The sequence below is a fragment of the Qipengyuania sp. RANM35 genome (genome assembly GCF_041021145.2).
Lineage (GTDB): Bacteria > Pseudomonadota > Alphaproteobacteria > Sphingomonadales > Sphingomonadaceae > Qipengyuania > Qipengyuania soli.
The window spans coordinates 1,243,564-1,258,956 of the sequence record NZ_CM196433.1 but is presented as its reverse complement, the minus strand read 5'-3'; the positions used below and the strand labels follow the sequence as shown (position 1 = coordinate 1,258,956).

The window sequence follows — 15,393 nt, the reverse complement described above, 5'->3', positions numbered from 1 at the left end:
TCTACTTCTTCCCTCTCTTCGCCTCTTCCGCGACGACGTAGAGATAATCCACATAAGCCATCGTGGCCTGATCGAGGCCGTAAACCTTGGGGTCGCTGCTTTCGATCAGGAACCACTCGTTCGGCGCATGCGCCCCGCCGCCACGTCCCAGGCCGAATTGTGATGCAGGCAGGTTGAGGGGAGCCCCGTTGAAAATTACGCCCGGCCAGCTTCCTGCATTGCGCGGTGTGATCGAGTACGGGATGCCGGTGCGTTCGAAGAGCGTCTTCTGCGCGCGGATCAGCGCGCTGTCTTCGTCGGTCTCGTTCGGGCCATAGCCGCCCGAGACAGTGACCTGCACGTCGTCGAAGCCACGCTTGGCAAGGTGGGCTTTGAGCTTGGACACGGCCTCATCCTTGGTCATCGCAGGTACGAGGCGGAATTCGAGCTTAGCTTCGGCACGCCCGGGCAGGACGGTCTTGCCGCCCGGTCCGGTATAGCCCGCAATCAGCCCCTGGATATTGACGGTCGGCTGAGAAACCAGACGTTCGAGGCTGGTCACATAGGGCTCGTCATCGATCCACCGGCCGACTCCAAGCAGCTTTTTCGCATCCTCTTCCGGGTTGCGCTTCGCACCTTCGGCAATCAGGTCCTTCTGGCGCTGGGTGAGGGGCTTCACGTTTTCAAACCATCCGTCGATCGCTGGCGTGTGCCCATCGTCTGCCACCAGTGTGTCGAGCGCCTTGACCAGCCGCCATGCCGGGCTTTCGATCCGCGCATGGTTGGAAGAGTGGATGTCGGTCTTCGGATAGCGGTCCGAGGTCTCTCCCCCGACCACAAGCTGGAACTCGATCGCCCCCTTTGCGCCCAGCGTGATGTTCGCGCTGCCATCCTTGCTCTGTGCCGCTGCGGGGATGAAAACGCCGATGGTCTTCGATAATGCTTCGCGGACCTGAGGTGCGGCAACCACCTGCGGGAAGTTCGTCGAGGCGACCTCCTCCTCGCCCTCGGCGACCAGGACGAGGTTTACGGGAAGCTTGCGGCCGCTCGCCTGGATGGCCTTTAGCGCTGCGAGAAAGGCCATTTCAGGCCCCTTCTGGTTCACCGCCCCGCGCCCGACCAGCGCCTTGCCTTCGCCTTCGCGCTCGACGATCGCTCCTTCGAGTGGGGGAGAATTCCATTCGGAAGGATCGAACTGCTTCACATCGTACATGAAATAGATGCCAAGGGTGGTCTTTGCCCCCGCATCGAGCGTCGCGAAAACACCCGGAACGCCGTCGGTGGGAATGATCTCGGCCTTCTGGAAGCCCGCGTCGAGCGCGAGCTGACGCATGTATTCCGCGCCTGCCGGCGTGTTCATCTTTTCCGCAGCAATGGTCGGCAGGGCGATCCAGTCCCGCAGGGCCTTGATCGTGGTGTCGCGCTGATTGGCCACGGTCTCGGCAATGGTCGCCCGATCAGGCGTTTCCGCCGATGCAGGGACTCCGGAAATTGCCAGCAATGCCAGCACGCTCAAGGATGTCTTCAGCCGCATTTGATATCTCTCCCGCCTGTCGTTCCGGTACGAGCCTAACAGGCGCAAGTCATTGCGCAATGCCTCTATAAAAGGCGCATCTGTCCGCCCACGGCCGGTGGTCTGAATTTCGTGCAGTCCAGTTCGAACTTCGCCTTGCCCAAACCGGCCCGCTTGCATGCAAGGCGGAAACGGGCACGGAAGAGATCGGCCCAAACACCGGTCGGCTTCATCCGGCTGAAGAAGTTTGGATCGTTGTCCTTCCCATCGCGGATCGACCTCACGATGCTCATCACCTTGTCCCCGCGCTCGGGGTAGTGGACAGACAGCCACTCGCGGAAGAGCGGGGCAACTTCATGCGGCAGGCGCAGGGGTATCCAGCCGCAGGAATCAACACCGAGAGCGGCCGCGCGCTGGACGATCTCCTCCATGAATACGTCCGTGATCGCCGGGATGACCGGGGCGACCGAACAGTGGCTTGGAACGCCAGCATCGACGAGTTTCTGTAAGGCTGCGAGACGCTTGGCCGGAGAAGCTGCGCGCGGTTCGAGCTTGCCGGACAGCTTGTGGTCCAGCGTTGTCACCGATATCGCCACAGCCACGAGGCGCAGTTTGGCCATTTCCTCGAGCAGGTCGAGATCTGCAACGACGCGATCCGACTTGGTCGTGATCGTGACCGGGTGTCGCGCATCCAGGCAAACCTCGAGGACGCTGCGTGTTATGCGATAACGGCTCTCGATAGGCTGGTACGGATCGGTGTTTGTGCCCATCGCTATGGGTTTGGGTCGGTACTTGGGCTTGGCGAGCGTCGCCCGGAGAATCTCGGCCGCATTCGGCTTGGCGAACAGCTTGGTCTCGAAATCGAGGCCAGGGGACAGGTCGTGGTAGGCATGGGTCGGCCTGGCGAAGCAATAGACGCAGCCATGCTCGCAACCACGATAGGCGTTGATCGAGCGATCGAAACCGATGTCGGGCGACTGGTTGAAGCTGAGGATCGTCTTGGGGCGTTCTTCGGTGACCTCAGTCTTCAGCTTTACGGGAGGACCACCTTCGAGATTGCCCAGCATCTCCATGTAGTCGCGCCAGTCGCCATCCACCTGGCGCGTAGCGAGGCCGAAGCGCGTCGGCACGTCAGCGCCTTGCGCGCCGCGTCCGGCAATGGCTGGGGCGAGTCGGCGTTCCACGCATGAGAACATACACGGAACAAAAGCGTTCGAACAGAGGTTACCGCTCTCGCAGGCGCGGCATCAGTTCGACGAAATTGCAGGGCCGATTGCGGCTGTCGAGCTGCTCGGCCAGGATCATGTCCCAGCCGTCCTTCACCGCGCCGTTCGAGCCGGGCAGGGCAAAGATATAGGTCCCGCGCGCCAGCACCGCGCAGGCGCGACTCTGGATCGTGCTGGTGCCGATGGTCTTGTAGCTGAGCCAGCGGAACAGTTCGCCGAAGCCGGGGATGTCCTTGCTCTTCACGCGGTCGAGCGCCTCGGGGGTAACGTCGCGCCCGGTCAGCCCGGTTCCGCCCGTGGTGATGACGCAATCGATCGCCTCGTCATCGATCAAGCGGTGGAGGTGCGCTGCAATCTGTTCGACGCTGTCGCGGCTGATCTCGCGCGCGGAAAGTTCGTGGCCGGCACTCCGTATGCGCTCGGCGAGGATGTCCCCTGAAGTGTCATCGGCCAAAGTGCGCGAATCCGAGATCGTCAGCAGGGCAATCCGGATCGGCTTGAAGGTGCGGCTTTCGTCGATTGCCATGGTCGGTAACCCCTATCTCGCCCGCGGAAACATGGGCCAATCGTTCTCGGCAAGTTCCTTGCGACTTGGCGCGGGTGCATCGGCTTGTCGCAGGTACATCCAATAATTGCGCATCACGATGGCGACGTAGCCGCGCGTCTCCCAATAGGGGATCGATTCCATGTAGAGCAGCGGATCGTTCTGGTCGCGGACCTCGCTCTCCCACCGGGAAACGGGCGTCGGTCCCGCATTATAGGCCGCCATGACCTTGGGCAGCTTTCCTTGCGTGTATCCTGCCGAACCCAGCGACTCGAGCGTGCGCTGGCCGAAGGCGAGGTTTACTGCGGGGTCCTTGAGATTTGCGCTCGCACTCATGTTGATCGAAGCGGCGTATTCACGCGCGGCGATAGGCCGGATCTGCATAAGGCCGATGGCGTTCGCCGGGCTGACGACGCTCTCGCGAAAGTTCGACTCCTGCAGCGCGTGGGCGAATGCCAGTGCCGGGTCGATGCGCCAGCCGCCAACGGGCGCACGGAAAGTGACCGGATAGCGTAGGCTGGGATGGGAGGCAGCGCCGCGCGGCGCATTGTAGGCCATGAAGTTCTGGGCACCGGTCAGACCCAATGCGCGTGCCAGGCGCGACAAGGCACCGAAGTCCGCCGGATCGCCTGTCCGCACCAGCCAGCGCAGCACCTCGTCGGCCTCGTCTCTCCTGCCGATTTCGGCGAGCATGACCGCCTGCCTCGCAGCATCCTCATCTCCCAGCCGACGCCAATCCTCCGGCGTCAGGTCGGGCGTCGCATGAGTTCCCGGCAAATCCCGGCCGAGTTGTTCGTGGGCGAGCATACCATACAGGGTTTCGGGATATCGCGTCGCGGCGCGCAGCTGCTCGGCCGCACGTTCCGGCTCGCGGCAGCGGGTGAGGGCGCGGCTCGCCCAGTAATTCGCCGCAGTCGCCAGCTCGGGATTGGTGGCGCTTCCGGCACTGCGCAGGAACGCCTTGGCCGCGTTCTCGCAATCGCCCAGCCGCCATGCGGAAAGGCCTGCAACCCAGTCTCCCTCGGCCAGCCAGGGACCGCTGCCGCCATCGCGCACGCTCTCCGCCTGTGCCCAGGCCTGCGCATCGCGGTTCTCGATGTAATAGCTCCAGGCTATGCGCTGGCGCCATTCGGCACGCGCGTCACCGGACAGGGTCGCATCGACGCCGTCGAGCAACAGCCGCGCACCATCGGGATCGTCATTGGTGATCCGCTCGAGGATAGCCTCGCCGACCGAGGCCGGCATCGTGCCATCCTGCACGCTAGACGGGCGGATGCGCTTGCTGAGGCCGGGCTGGCGCACCAGTTCGCGTTCGCGCGGGAGGTAAGGCGCATTCTCCAACCCGCGAGTCTGTCCGAGGCGCACGATCCCGGCTGCCTGCGGCAGGCGGCTGTAGCGCGAAAGCCAGTCCTGGATGCGGGGCAATTCGATGCGCGGGCTTTGCGGGTGGAGGTAGTAGCTCGCCAGCGCTGCACCGTGCAGCGGGCCTTCGCTGCGCTCGGTCAGCATCACCTCGACCCGGCTCCAGTTCTGGGTGTCGATAGCTTCGTAGAACGAGCCGTAGAACGCACGGTCTTCGTCCGACAAGAGGCGCGGGAGTGCCTGCTGGTGCGAGCGGGTGAAGTACTCGACACTGCTCTCCTGCACGGCAGCGGGCTGGGCAGCGAGCGGTGCGGCGAAGGTCAGGGCAATGATCGGGGGGAGGTATTTGAGAGTCATGCGGTCCAGTCGAGCCAGCGTTGCCACAACCGGGCGCGGCGGGCGGGGGAGCGGGCGATTTGCGAAAGTTCGGGAGCGGACAACAGCGGGATCATCGTGCCGCCGCACTCGATGGCCAGCGGTTCCTGCGCCTGTTCGGGAGCAATGCCGAACAAGGCCAGCTGTCCGCGACCCACGGCGAGCAGGCGCTGCGGCCGTGCCAGTGCGATATGGTGGCGCACGACCTCGCCGAGCCTTGCGCGCGAGAGTTCCTGCCAGTCGGGCAAGGCCATGGCCGAGGGGAGGGCGCTGGCAAGATAGGTCTCGTGCTCGGCCACGCCCATCGCTTTCAGCAGCGAAGCCAGCAATTGCCCGGCTCCACCCGTCAGCAGGCCCTCCGCATCATCCTGCTCGGGCTGGCCGACCAGGATCATCAACCTTGCTCCAGCAACTCCGCGCGGCGGAAGGCGCCTGTCGAGCGCGCCTTCGCCGAGAGAGGCCTCGGTCATCCACCATTCGCGAAAATTTTCCAGCGTGTCGGGCCACCCGGTCTGCGGCCCGCCCATTAGCGGACGATCTTCCTGTTCGAGAGCACGCTGGAGCGGGCTTTGGGGAGGAGGAGCGACCGCAATCGGTGGCGGCGGAGCCGCTACGGCATCTTCGGGCTCTGGCTTTGCCAGCCAGTCAGTGGCTTCTTCCGAAAAATCGCAGTCGACGCCTGCCTCGCGCCACCAGTCGAGCGCCCCCTCGATCGCGTCGAGGGGCGTGAAATCGCCGGTTTCGAGGGGGATTGCATCGCTCATCGGTTGGTCGCAGGTCTTGACCTCTAACGCGCCACCAATCAAGGCATCGAGACCGAATACGCGACGAAAAGAGAGTGACATGAGCGAACGCGAATCGATGCCCTGCGACGTGGTGATCATCGGCGGCGGCCCGGCGGGCCTCGCGGCGGCGATCCGGTTGAAGCAGATCAACGGCGAACTCGAAGTCGTCGTGCTCGAAAAGGGCAGCGAAATCGGCGCCCACATCCTCTCCGGCGCGGTGGTCGACCCCAAGGCGCTCGACGAGCTGCTGCCCGAATGGCGGACCATGGGTTGCCCGATGGCGGAGACGCCGGTGACCGACAACTGGCACTGGGTGCTCTCGGAAACCGGCAAGTCGGACATGCCGCACCTGATCATGCCGCCGTTCCTTTCGAACGATGGCAATTACACCGGCTCGCTTGGCAATCTGTGCCGCTGGCTGGCCGAACAGGCCGAGGGTCTGGGGGTCATGATCTTCCCTGGCTTCCCCGCTGCCGAAGTGCTTTTCGACGAGAACGGCGCGGTCACCGGCGTGGCGACGCAGGACATGGGCATCGCGGCCGATGGCAGCCACAAAGGCGACTACCAGCCCGGCATGGAGATCCACGCCAAGTACACGCTCTTCGCCGAAGGCGCGCGCGGCAACCTCACCAAGCAAATGAAGGCAAAGTACGACCTCGAGGCGGATTGCCAGCCGCAGGTCTACGGCATCGGGATCAAGGAACTGTGGGACATCGATCCCGCCAAGCACGAACAGGGCCGCGTGATCCACACGCAGGGCTGGCCGCTGAGCGAGACCGGCACCTGGGGCGGCGGGTTCCTCTATCACCAGGCGAACGGGCAGGTGGCCTTGGGCTTCGTGACCGCGCTCGACTACGCCAATCCCTATGTCTCGCCCTACCAGGAATTCCAGCGCTGGAAGCACCATCCGGAGATCGCCGCGATCCTCGAAGGTGGCAAGCGGGTCGCCTATGGCGCGCGCGCGATCAACGAGGGCGGCTGGCAGTCGGTGCCCAAGCTTGCCTTCCCGGGCGGCGCGCTGATCGGCTGTTCGGCCGGCTTCGTTAACGTGCCGCGCATCAAGGGCAGCCACACCGCGATGAAGAGCGGGATGCTCGCCGCCGAAAGCATTGCGGCAGCGGTCGCCGCAGGAAGCCAGCACAGCGAACTGATGGATTATGACGCTGCCGTCCGGTCGAGCTGGATCGCCAAGGAACTGAAGCTCGTCCAGAACGCGCAGCCCGCCGTCGCCAAGTGGGGCGAGGATCTCGGCACCGTGATCGCCGGGATCGATATGTGGATGCGTACGCTCAAGATCGGCCTGCCGATCACCATGAAGCACCACCGTGACTACACCACGCTCCAGCGTGCCGACCTGCACAAGCCGATCGATTATCCGAAACCCGACGGAAAGCTTAGCTTCGACCGCCTGACCAATGTCGCCTTCAGCTACACCAACCATGCCGAGGACCAGCCCGTCCACCTGCAGGTCAAGGACATGGAACTGCAGAAGGCGAGCGAGCTTGGCGTCTTCGCCGGACCTTCGACCCGTTATTGCCCGGCAGGCGTCTACGAATGGCTGGTCGACGAGGCGACGGGCGAGCCCAGGTACCAGATCAATTCGCAGAACTGCGTCCACTGCAAGACCTGCGACATCAAGGACCCCAACCAGAACATCAACTGGACCACGCCCGAAGGCGGCGGCGGGCCGAACTATCCGAATATGTGATCGCCAAGGTGGCGATCACCGAAACCGCCTACGCCAAGATCAACCTCGCGCTGCATGTCCGCAGGCGGCGGGAGGATGGCTATCACGAACTCGAGACGGTCTTTGCCTTCGTCGACAGGGGCGATGTCCTGCGCGCTACGCCATCTCCGCGCGACAGGTTGACGACCGTCGGTGAATTCGGCGGCGCACTTACCGATCCGTTCGACAACATCGTCATGCGCGCGCTTGGTGCCTTGCCGCGTTTCGAGGGAATGGACATCGCCCTCGAAAAGAACTTGCCTGTCGCAGCGGGATTGGGCGGGGGATCGGCGGACGCGGGGGCGATCTTCCGCATGGTCGAGATGTCACACGGCCTGCCCGACGACTGGCGCGAGCGGGCGGCGAAGCTTGGCGCCGACGTCCCGGCCTGTGTCGAGAGCCGCACCTGCATAGGGCGGGGGACGGGGACCGAACTCGAGCCTGCCGACGATAGCCTTTCAGGAACGCCGGTATTGCTGGTCAATCCGCGCGTGCCGCTCTCGACCGGGCCGGTGTTCCAGCACTGGGACGGTGAGGACCGGGGCGCACTGCCGGAGGGTGATGTGCGAACCGTTGCGCTCGAGGGACGCAACGATCTCGAGGCACCCGCCATTTCGCTATGCCCGCAGGTCGCGGGAGTCCTTGCCGCGCTGCACGGAACTTCGCCGTTTCTCGCCCGTATGTCAGGTTCTGGCGCGACCTGTTTCGCGCTGTTCGAAACCGAAACAGCGCGGGACGAGGGCGCGGCAAGCATCGCCGCCGAGCATCCGGGCTGGTGGCAGATGAAGGGCAAGCTCAGATGATCGATGGCAGGCCGTACCGGCAGGCAGGTGTCGGCGACCTGAGAACCGGTGGCGTGATTTGCGTCGCCGACCATGCCTCGAACCACGTCCCGGCCGGTGTCGAACTCGGCATCGATCGCTCGTTGCTGAACGATCACATCGCGATCGACATCGGCGTGGAGGGCGTTGCGGACCGGCTTGCGCGCCGCCACGGCCTGCCCGCACACATCGCCAGCGTCAGCCGCCTGGTCTGCGATTTCAACCGCGACGAGGACGATCCGGCCGCCGTCCCGACCACCAGCGACGGTCACCTGATCCCCGGCAATATCGGGGCGGATGTCGAAGCACGCCTCGACCGCTTTCACCGGCCCTATCACGACGCGCTCGCCGATTTCGTTGCCGCAGCACGACCCAGGCTCATCGTCGCGCTTCACAGCTTTACCCCCGCCCTGAAAACGAGTGACCAGGAACGACCTTGGGAGGTGGCCCTGCTCTACAACGAGGACGACCGGGCAGCGCGGCATGCCATCAGAATGCTCGGCCAGCAGGGGCTGAATGTCGGCGATAACGAGCCCTATTCGGGCAGGGACCTCAATGCGACGATGAACCGTCATGCCGAGGCAAACGGTATTCCATATTGTGCGATCGAAATCCGGCAGGACCAGATTGCGACCGAGGCCGGGCAGGCGCGCTGGGCCATGCTGCTGGCCGACGTAATGGGCCGCGTGGCGCTTGAAGTCTGAAAGGCAGGCTTGGCCCGCCTCGCGCAAATCCAGCGTTAGCACCCGGCTGTCTCTCTGCTAGGCTTCGTGCCAAGCCAAGAGAGATCCGTCATGCCCGCCTACCGTTCACGTACTACCACCCATGGCCGCAACATGGCCGGCGCACGCGGATTGTGGCGTGCGACAGGGATGAAAGACGGCGATTTCGGGAAGCCGATCATTGCGGTTGTGAACAGCTTTACACAGTTTGTCCCCGGACATGTCCACCTGAAGGACCTCGGCCAGCTGGTCGCGCGCGAGATCGAGGCGGCCGGCGGCGTGGCCAAGGAATTCAACACCATCGCGGTCGATGATGGCATCGCCATGGGCCACGACGGGATGCTCTATTCGCTGCCCAGTCGCGACCTCATCGCCGACAGTGTCGAGTACATGGTCAACGCCCACTGTGCCGATGCGATGGTGTGCATCTCCAATTGCGACAAGATCACCCCGGGAATGCTGATGGCTGCGCTGCGGCTCAATGTGCCCGCAGTCTTCGTCAGCGGCGGACCGATGGAAGCGGGGAAGGTCGTTCTCAAGGGCAAGGAGGTCGCGCTCGACCTCGTCGATGCCATGGTCGCCGCGGCGGACGAGGCATACAGCGACGAGGAAGTGACCGCCATCGAGCAGAACGCCTGCCCGACCTGCGGATCCTGCAGCGGCATGTTCACTGCCAACTCGATGAACTGCCTCACCGAAGCGCTGGGCTTGTCGCTGCCGGGCAATGGCTCGACGCTGGCGACCCACGCCGACCGCAAGGGCCTGTTCGAGCGCGCGGGGCGGCTCGTGGTGACGCTGGCCAAGCGCTATTACGAAGAGGAGGACGAGAGCGTCCTGCCGCGCTCCATCGCCAGCTTCGAGGCGTTCGAGAACGCGATGAGCCTCGACATCGCCATGGGCGGGTCGACCAACACCGTGCTCCACTTGCTCGCCGCTGCGCATGAAGCAGGCGTCGATTTCACCATGAAGGATATCGACCGGCTCAGCCGCCAGGTGCCTTGCCTGTCGAAGGTCGCGCCGGCGAAGAGCGACGTCCACATGGAGGACGTTCATCGCGCTGGCGGCATTATGGCGATCCTAGGAGAGCTGGAGAAAGCGGGACTGCTCCACACAGCGCTGCCGACCGTGCACAGCCCGACAATGGGCGATGCACTGGACGACTGGGACATCGGCCGGACACAGAACAACAAGGTGCGTGAATTCTTCTCCGCCGCGCCCGGCGGCGTACCGACACAGACCGCATTCAGCCAGTCGCGCCGCTGGGAGGAACTCGATCTCGACCGTGAGAACGGGGTGATCCGCAGCGCCGAACACGCCTTCAGCAAGGACGGCGGTCTCGCCGTGCTTTACGGGAATATCGCCCGCGACGGTTGCATCGTGAAGACGGCGGGCGTGGACGAGAGCATCCTGAATTTCTCCGGCCCGGCGAAGGTTTACGAGAGCCAGGACGATGCGGTGACCGCAATCCTCACGGGACAGGTTGTAGAGGGTGACGTAGTGGTCATTCGCTATGAGGGGCCGCGAGGCGGGCCTGGCATGCAGGAAATGCTCTACCCGACGAGCTACCTGAAGTCGAAGGGGCTAGGCGCGGCTTGCGCGCTGCTCACCGACGGGCGTTTTTCGGGCGGCACTTCCGGTCTTTCCATCGGTCACGTTTCGCCCGAGGCTGCCGAGGGCGGCGAGATCGGCCTGGTCGAGAGCGGCGATATCATCGAGATTTCGATTCCCGACCGAACCATCAACCTTGTGGTGTCTGACGAGGTCCTGGCCGAGCGTCGCGCTGCGCAGGACGCCAGGGGCTGGGCTCCTGCCAAGCAGCGCGAGCGTCGCGTGTCTCCGGCACTCGAAGCCTATGCCGCGATGACCACCTCTGCCGCGCGCGGGGCGATCCGCGACGTGTCGCAAATCAAGCGCTGAGGCTTGCCCCCGCCCGCTGTGCGTGGCAGCGGCGCGGGATGATCACGACGCGCTTGCCCTTTTCGCTGCTTCTCGCCGTGGGCGCGCTTGGCGGCTGCTCTGCCGAAGTGTCGCCGGATGTGGCGGAGCAGGGCGGCAGGCCGGTGGAATGCGCCTTGGGCAATGCTACGGACTTCGGACCAGGCTGCAGGTTGGTCGAGGTTGCCGACAAGGGGGCGACCTATTTCATCGTCCGCCATCCGGACGGGGGCTTCCGACGGCTTGAACTTGCCGAAACCGCGACGGGGTTCGTCGCCGGAGATGGTGCAGCCGCATCGATCAGCACTCGCGAGGGCGACTATGTCATCCTCTCTGTCGGGGGCGACCGGTACCGGTGGAAGGAATCCGTGCAGTGAGCGATCCAGTTCTTACCGTTGCCCAGATGCGGGCTGCCGAACAGGCCGCGATGGCTGGAGGCACCAACGAATGGGAGTTGATGCAGCGCGCCGGGCGCGGAGCTGCACAATGGGTAGCACGCATGGCTGCGGGCAGGTCGGTCACCGTGCTCTGTGGCCCGGGCAACAACGGCGGCGACGGTTACGTGATAGCCGAGGAACTCCGCAGACAGGGTAACCACGTCAGGGTGGTCGCGCCGCTTGGTCCAGGAACCGCAACCGCAAGTACTGCTGCCGAGGCCTATCAGGGTGAGCGCCAGGAGATGGCGACTAGGTTCGGCGATCCGGTCGTGGTGGATTGCCTGTTTGGTTACGGACTGTCGCGCGAGGTTTCGGGCGAGTTCGCGAAATTGCTTGAACTCCTTGGGACTAGTGATTGTTTCAAAATAGCAATCGACGTCCCCAGCAGCGTCGAAAGCGACACCGGAAAGCTGCTTGGGCCCATGGTCGAATACAACCTGACCCTGGCACTAGGGGCATGGAAGCAGGCGCATTTCCTGATGCCCGCGAGTGCGCACATGGGGGCCTTGCGATGCGTGCCCATCGGGCTGGCAATCGACGAGGCTGTCAGCGTGGAATCGCAAAGGCCACGCATTGCCGCACCATCGACCGACGATCACAAATATCGGCGCGGGCTGCTTTCCATCATAGCAGGCACAATGCCCGGTGCGCCCCTCCTGGCGGCCGAGGCGGCGATGCGGGCGGGGGCAGGGTATGTGAAGCTGCTCAGCAATCACTCGCACCCCGATGCACCGGCCGAACTTGTCGTCACTGAACAGGTGAATGAAACGCTCGATGATGCGCGGAACAGTGCCTTGCTGTTCGGTCCGGGCGCCGGGCGTGACGACGCTGCGAGGGATATCCTCGCCCAGGTTCTCGAGCGCCGCCTGCCGACTGTCCTCGATGCCGATGCCCTGCACCTGCTCGACCCCGACATGGTCGAAGGATCCGACGTCACGAAGCTGTGCATCACTCCGCATGAAGGCGAGCTGGCGCGGTTATGCGATGCCTTTGGAGTCACGGCGGACAGCAAGCTCGATCGTGCACGCGGCCTGCACGACGTCACCGGACTGACCGTGCTTGCCAAGGGACCGGACACGATCCTCGTCGGTGACGGCGCGACGCGTTTCCTTCCGCGCGGTCCGAGCTGGCTCTCGGTCGCGGGTACGGGCGATGTCCTCGCCGGCATAGTGGCGTCACGACTGGCCGGGCACGGCGATCCGCTGCGCGCTTGCGAGGAGGGTGTGTGGCTGCACCACGAAGCTGCACGACTGGCGTCACCGGCTTTCACTGCCGGCGATCTTGCGCGAGCGGTCAAACCGGCCATGGCGTCATTCCTGTGAGCGAAGAAGTCATCCGCATTGCCGCCAAGGGCGATGGCGTCACCGCGTCGGGTCGTCATGTGCCCGGAGGCGTACCGGGTGACGTCGTGAACGATGACGGCACTCTCTCGCCAGGGCCGCATCATGCAACACCGCCGTGCCGCCACTTCGGTACCTGCGGGGGATGCCAGCTCCAGCAGGCGGATGAAGAGGCACTTCGCAGCTTCGTCACCGAGCGGGTGGCCTTCGCAGCCGAGGGGCAGGAGATTGCGGTCGGAGAACTCCTGCCGACCCATCTCTCCCCACCGCGTACGCGTCGACGCGCAACGCTCCACGGCCTGCGGGCCGGGCAGGGTGCGGTACTGGGGTTCAGGGAAAGGGGCTCCCACCGGATTGTCGACATGAAGGAGTGCCACATCCTTCTTCCGCAGCTGTTCGATCTAGTTGCCCCCCTGCGCGTCCTTGTTGCAAAGCACGCCGAGCGCCAGCCCGTCGACATCGAACTGACGGCCATCGATCAGGGTATCGACTGCACGGTGAAGGGCATCGCTGCCGAGGGACTTGCGGCGACCGAGGCCATGCTCGACTTCGCCCGCGACCATTCACTCGCGCGCCTGTCGCTGGATCGCGGATACGGGCCGGAAACTGTCTGGGAACCGGTCCCTGCCACCGTCACCCTGGCGGAGGTCGCAGTGCCGTTCCCGCACGGCAGCTTCCTCCAACCGACCGCGGACGGTGAGAGCGCCCTGGCGGAAGACGCCAGGGCCTTTGTCGGCGACGCGGCGACGATAGCCGATCTCTTCTCCGGCCTAGGCACATTCGCCTTTTCGCTGGTCGAGGGTCGCAAGGTCCTGGCGGTCGAGGCTGCGCGCGATGCGCACCTAGCCTGCAAGGCTGCGGCGAACATGCGCGGGCTGCAGGTGCATTCGCTCCATCGCGACCTGTTCCGCAATCCGCTGCAGGCGGACGAGGCCGGGCGGTTCGGCGCGATCCTGCTCGATCCACCACGTGCCGGTGCGAGGGAACAGGTTGCCCAGATCGCGGCCAGCACGGCCACGCGCGTTGCCTACATCAGCTGCAACCCGCAAAGCTGGGCGAAGGATGCCAGGACCTTGATCGAGGCAGGCTTCAGGCTCGAAAAGCTGCGTCCGGTCGGCCAGTTTCGCTGGTCGACCCATGTCGAACTGACGAGCTATTTCACGCGCTAGGCGCGCAGGACCTCCAGGATCCGGTCGAGGAGCCATTTCTGGCCCTCTTCGCTCGAATAGGAATGGTCAGCACCGCCGCAGCGCAGGATTCGCGTGTCGCCCTTATCCCAGCGTTCGGCGAAAAGCTGGCCGGTGCGGTCACGCTCGGCGACCAGGATCTGCACCGGACCGCCAAACGCCGACAGCCCCGCACGGAGCTCTTCCGTGAGCGTAGAGGGCGCCGCCTTTGCCCGGGTCGCCTGCGCCAGTCCGCGCGCCAGCTTGCCCAGGTCCACCTTACCGGTCAGCAGCCGCACCACTTCGCGCGGGTTCTTCAGCTTGTCGGCGTAGCGGGAGCGGACTTCGGCGGACGACGTCGTGTGATCGTCCTCGTCATCGTCAATGGTCCAGGGGTTGCTGAGGATCAATGCGTCGAAATCTTCGCCCCCGGCCAGCATCAGCGCCGAAGCGGCATCGCAATTGCCGAAGCCGACGACGCGCTCGACGCGGGGGGCAATGGCGCGGAACGCGGCAAGGGCGGCGGCAATGTCCTTGCGCGAGCGACGGAATCCGCGGTTCTCGCCCTCGCTGTCACCGATGCCGCGGCGATCGAAGCGGAACACCGGGAAGCCGGCGCTCGCCAATGCGGCCGCGAGCCGTGCCTGCCCGTTGAAGGCTCCCGCGCGCACCTCGTTGCCGCCCGATACGATAAGCAGGCCGGTCCTGCCCGCAGCCTCGTCCAGGGTCGCGCCGCATCGGCGTCCCTGGCATTCGAAGGTCAGCGCCATGCGGGTCATTCCGAGAGCGCCTTCCCGGCAACGATCGTGGCGAGGGCCCTGGCCTGTTCCGGATCGTAATCGTTTTCCGAGCGCAGCCAGATCGAGGTGCCGCCGACGTCGGCCTGACCGACAAGCTCTTGTCCTTCGCTGGCCTGCCAGGTTTCTGCCTCGAGCTCGCGCACGAGCGCCGGTCCGAGATGCCAGCCAGCGATGGTAATGCCGTCTTGCCGGGCGGTTGCGAGGATATCGGCGCTCGTCATGCTCGCGCCTGCTTCCCTGGCCGCGACGAGACGGGTCCTGACGAGACCGCGCAGTACCTGCGACGGCTTGGGCGGGGCAAACAGCCAGCCCGGCAATTCATCTGGTGCGAACCAGGCTCCGGACCGTATGGAGAGGAAATGGGTCGCCCGGAAATGCCTCGCAGCGGCACTTGCGGCCTGCCGCCACCCGGCCAGGGTCTGCTCTGCGTGAGGCGCGAGGCTTTCGTTGCAGCCCGGCAGGTCAGGCAGGAAACTGTCGACCTCTGCTTGGTCGAGAAGCTTCATGGTTTCATAGATTTGATGGCGAAACTTGTTGGCCTCTTCGAAGAGCGGTGCGAGCACCAGCACGCGCTGTTCCCGATGCTTGTCGAAGACCAGTGCCATTTCTTCCCCACTGCCGCCTACGGGTGTGGGGCAGGGCCAGCTGACGTACACGTGCCT

At 64.7% G+C, this 15,393-nt stretch carries 14 protein-coding genes; 7 read left to right on the top strand and 7 right to left on the bottom strand.

All coding sequences use genetic code 11. The annotated features are described in order from the left end of the window. Position 1: 1 nt before the first annotated feature. From RAM60_RS06335 to RAM60_RS06315, 5 genes are all read right to left on the bottom strand, one after another. A complete protein-coding gene (locus RAM60_RS06335; protein WP_369025106.1) occupies positions 2-1,513 on the bottom strand; it encodes a M20/M25/M40 family metallo-hydrolase in 1,512 nt (503 codons plus the stop codon). A 65-nt stretch (positions 1,514-1,578) separates the two neighbouring features. After that, a complete protein-coding gene (locus RAM60_RS06330) occupies positions 1,579-2,688 on the bottom strand; it encodes a PA0069 family radical SAM protein (protein ID WP_369025107.1) in 1,110 nt (369 codons plus the stop codon). 28 nt (positions 2,689-2,716) lie between these two features. Further along, positions 2,717-3,244 carry a molybdenum cofactor biosynthesis protein B gene (gene moaB / locus RAM60_RS06325; RefSeq protein ID WP_369025108.1) on the bottom strand — a complete coding sequence of 176 codons (528 nt, stop codon included), beginning with the start codon at positions 3,242-3,244 and terminating at the stop codon, positions 2,717-2,719. 12 nt (positions 3,245-3,256) lie between these two features. Beyond that, positions 3,257-4,981, bottom strand: coding sequence for a lytic transglycosylase domain-containing protein (locus RAM60_RS06320; RefSeq protein WP_369025109.1), 1,725 nt, complete (start codon positions 4,979-4,981; stop codon positions 3,257-3,259). Then, a complete protein-coding gene (locus RAM60_RS06315; protein ID WP_369025110.1) occupies positions 4,978-5,763 on the bottom strand; it encodes a uracil-DNA glycosylase family protein in 786 nt (261 codons plus the stop codon). Before RAM60_RS06315 ends, RAM60_RS06320 begins: the two co-directional genes overlap by 4 nt. Positions 5,764-5,842: 79 nt before the next feature. Here RAM60_RS06315 and RAM60_RS06310 point away from each other — a divergent pair, with 79 nt between their 5' ends. The 7 genes from RAM60_RS06310 to RAM60_RS06280 all read left to right on the top strand — a co-directional run bounded on the left by RAM60_RS06310 (position 5,843) and on the right by RAM60_RS06280 (position 13,934). After that, positions 5,843-7,492, top strand: coding sequence for an electron transfer flavoprotein-ubiquinone oxidoreductase (locus RAM60_RS06310; protein ID WP_369025111.1), 1,650 nt, complete (start codon positions 5,843-5,845; stop codon positions 7,490-7,492). An 8-nt stretch (positions 7,493-7,500) separates the two neighbouring features. After that, positions 7,501-8,313, top strand: a complete 813-nt coding sequence (locus RAM60_RS06305) for a 4-(cytidine 5'-diphospho)-2-C-methyl-D-erythritol kinase (protein ID WP_369026129.1) — start codon at positions 7,501-7,503, stop codon at positions 8,311-8,313. Next, positions 8,310-9,035, top strand: a complete 726-nt coding sequence (locus RAM60_RS06300) for an N-formylglutamate amidohydrolase (RefSeq protein WP_369025112.1) — start codon at positions 8,310-8,312, stop codon at positions 9,033-9,035. Before RAM60_RS06305 ends, RAM60_RS06300 begins: the two co-directional genes overlap by 4 nt. A 90-nt stretch (positions 9,036-9,125) precedes the next feature. Continuing rightward, a complete protein-coding gene (ilvD, locus tag RAM60_RS06295; RefSeq protein WP_369025113.1) occupies positions 9,126-10,970 on the top strand; it encodes a dihydroxy-acid dehydratase in 1,845 nt (614 codons plus the stop codon). A gap of 38 nt (positions 10,971-11,008) precedes the next feature. Next, positions 11,009-11,365 carry a hypothetical protein gene (locus tag RAM60_RS06290; RefSeq protein WP_369025114.1) on the top strand — a complete coding sequence of 119 codons (357 nt, stop codon included), beginning with the start codon at positions 11,009-11,011 and terminating at the stop codon, positions 11,363-11,365. Next, positions 11,362-12,747 carry an NAD(P)H-hydrate dehydratase gene (locus tag RAM60_RS06285; RefSeq protein WP_369025115.1) on the top strand — a complete coding sequence of 462 codons (1,386 nt, stop codon included), beginning with the start codon at positions 11,362-11,364 and terminating at the stop codon, positions 12,745-12,747. Before RAM60_RS06290 ends, RAM60_RS06285 begins: the two co-directional genes overlap by 4 nt. Next, the gene (locus RAM60_RS06280; protein WP_369025116.1) at positions 12,744-13,934 is read left to right on the top strand and encodes a class I SAM-dependent RNA methyltransferase; all 1,191 of its coding nucleotides are present in this window, start codon (positions 12,744-12,746) and stop codon (positions 13,932-13,934) included. Before RAM60_RS06285 ends, RAM60_RS06280 begins: the two co-directional genes overlap by 4 nt. On the opposite strand, the gene RAM60_RS06275 is transcribed toward RAM60_RS06280, so the two are convergent. Both RAM60_RS06275 and RAM60_RS06270 read right to left on the bottom strand, forming a co-directional pair. Then, positions 13,931-14,710, bottom strand: a complete 780-nt coding sequence (locus RAM60_RS06275; protein ID WP_510640363.1) for a hydrolase 1, exosortase A system-associated — start codon at positions 14,708-14,710, stop codon at positions 13,931-13,933. The genes RAM60_RS06280 and RAM60_RS06275 overlap by 4 nt on opposite strands. Next, entirely contained in the window at positions 14,707-15,336 is a 630-nt protein-coding gene (locus RAM60_RS06270) for an alpha/beta hydrolase family protein (protein ID WP_369025118.1), read from the bottom strand. The genes RAM60_RS06275 and RAM60_RS06270 overlap by 4 nt, the downstream gene beginning before the upstream one ends. Positions 15,337-15,393 lie beyond the last annotated feature (57 nt).

Bases quoted from the DNA above. Each gene is read 5' to 3' on its own strand.
- RAM60_RS06290 (WP_369025114.1), top strand. From the start codon at position 11,009: ATGATCACGACGCGCTTGCCCTTTTCGCTGCTTCTCGCCGTGGGCGCG.
- RAM60_RS06275 (WP_510640363.1), bottom strand. From the start codon at position 14,710: ATGACCCGCATGGCGCTGACCTTCGAATGCCAGGGACGCCGATGCGGC.
- RAM60_RS06310 (WP_369025111.1), top strand. From the start codon at position 5,843: ATGAGCGAACGCGAATCGATGCCCTGCGACGTGGTGATCATCGGCGGC.
- ilvD (WP_369025113.1), top strand. From the start codon at position 9,126: ATGCCCGCCTACCGTTCACGTACTACCACCCATGGCCGCAACATGGCC.
- RAM60_RS06335 (WP_369025106.1), bottom strand. From the start codon at position 1,513: ATGCGGCTGAAGACATCCTTGAGCGTGCTGGCATTGCTGGCAATTTCC.
- RAM60_RS06315 (WP_369025110.1), bottom strand. From the start codon at position 5,763: ATGAGCGATGCAATCCCCCTCGAAACCGGCGATTTCACGCCCCTCGAC.
- RAM60_RS06320 (WP_369025109.1), bottom strand. From the start codon at position 4,981: ATGACTCTCAAATACCTCCCCCCGATCATTGCCCTGACCTTCGCCGCA.
- moaB (WP_369025108.1), bottom strand. From the start codon at position 3,244: ATGGCAATCGACGAAAGCCGCACCTTCAAGCCGATCCGGATTGCCCTG.
- RAM60_RS06300 (WP_369025112.1), top strand. From the start codon at position 8,310: ATGATCGATGGCAGGCCGTACCGGCAGGCAGGTGTCGGCGACCTGAGA.
- RAM60_RS06270 (WP_369025118.1), bottom strand. From the start codon at position 15,336: ATGGCACTGGTCTTCGACAAGCATCGGGAACAGCGCGTGCTGGTGCTC.
- RAM60_RS06330 (WP_369025107.1), bottom strand. From the start codon at position 2,688: ATGTTCTCATGCGTGGAACGCCGACTCGCCCCAGCCATTGCCGGACGC.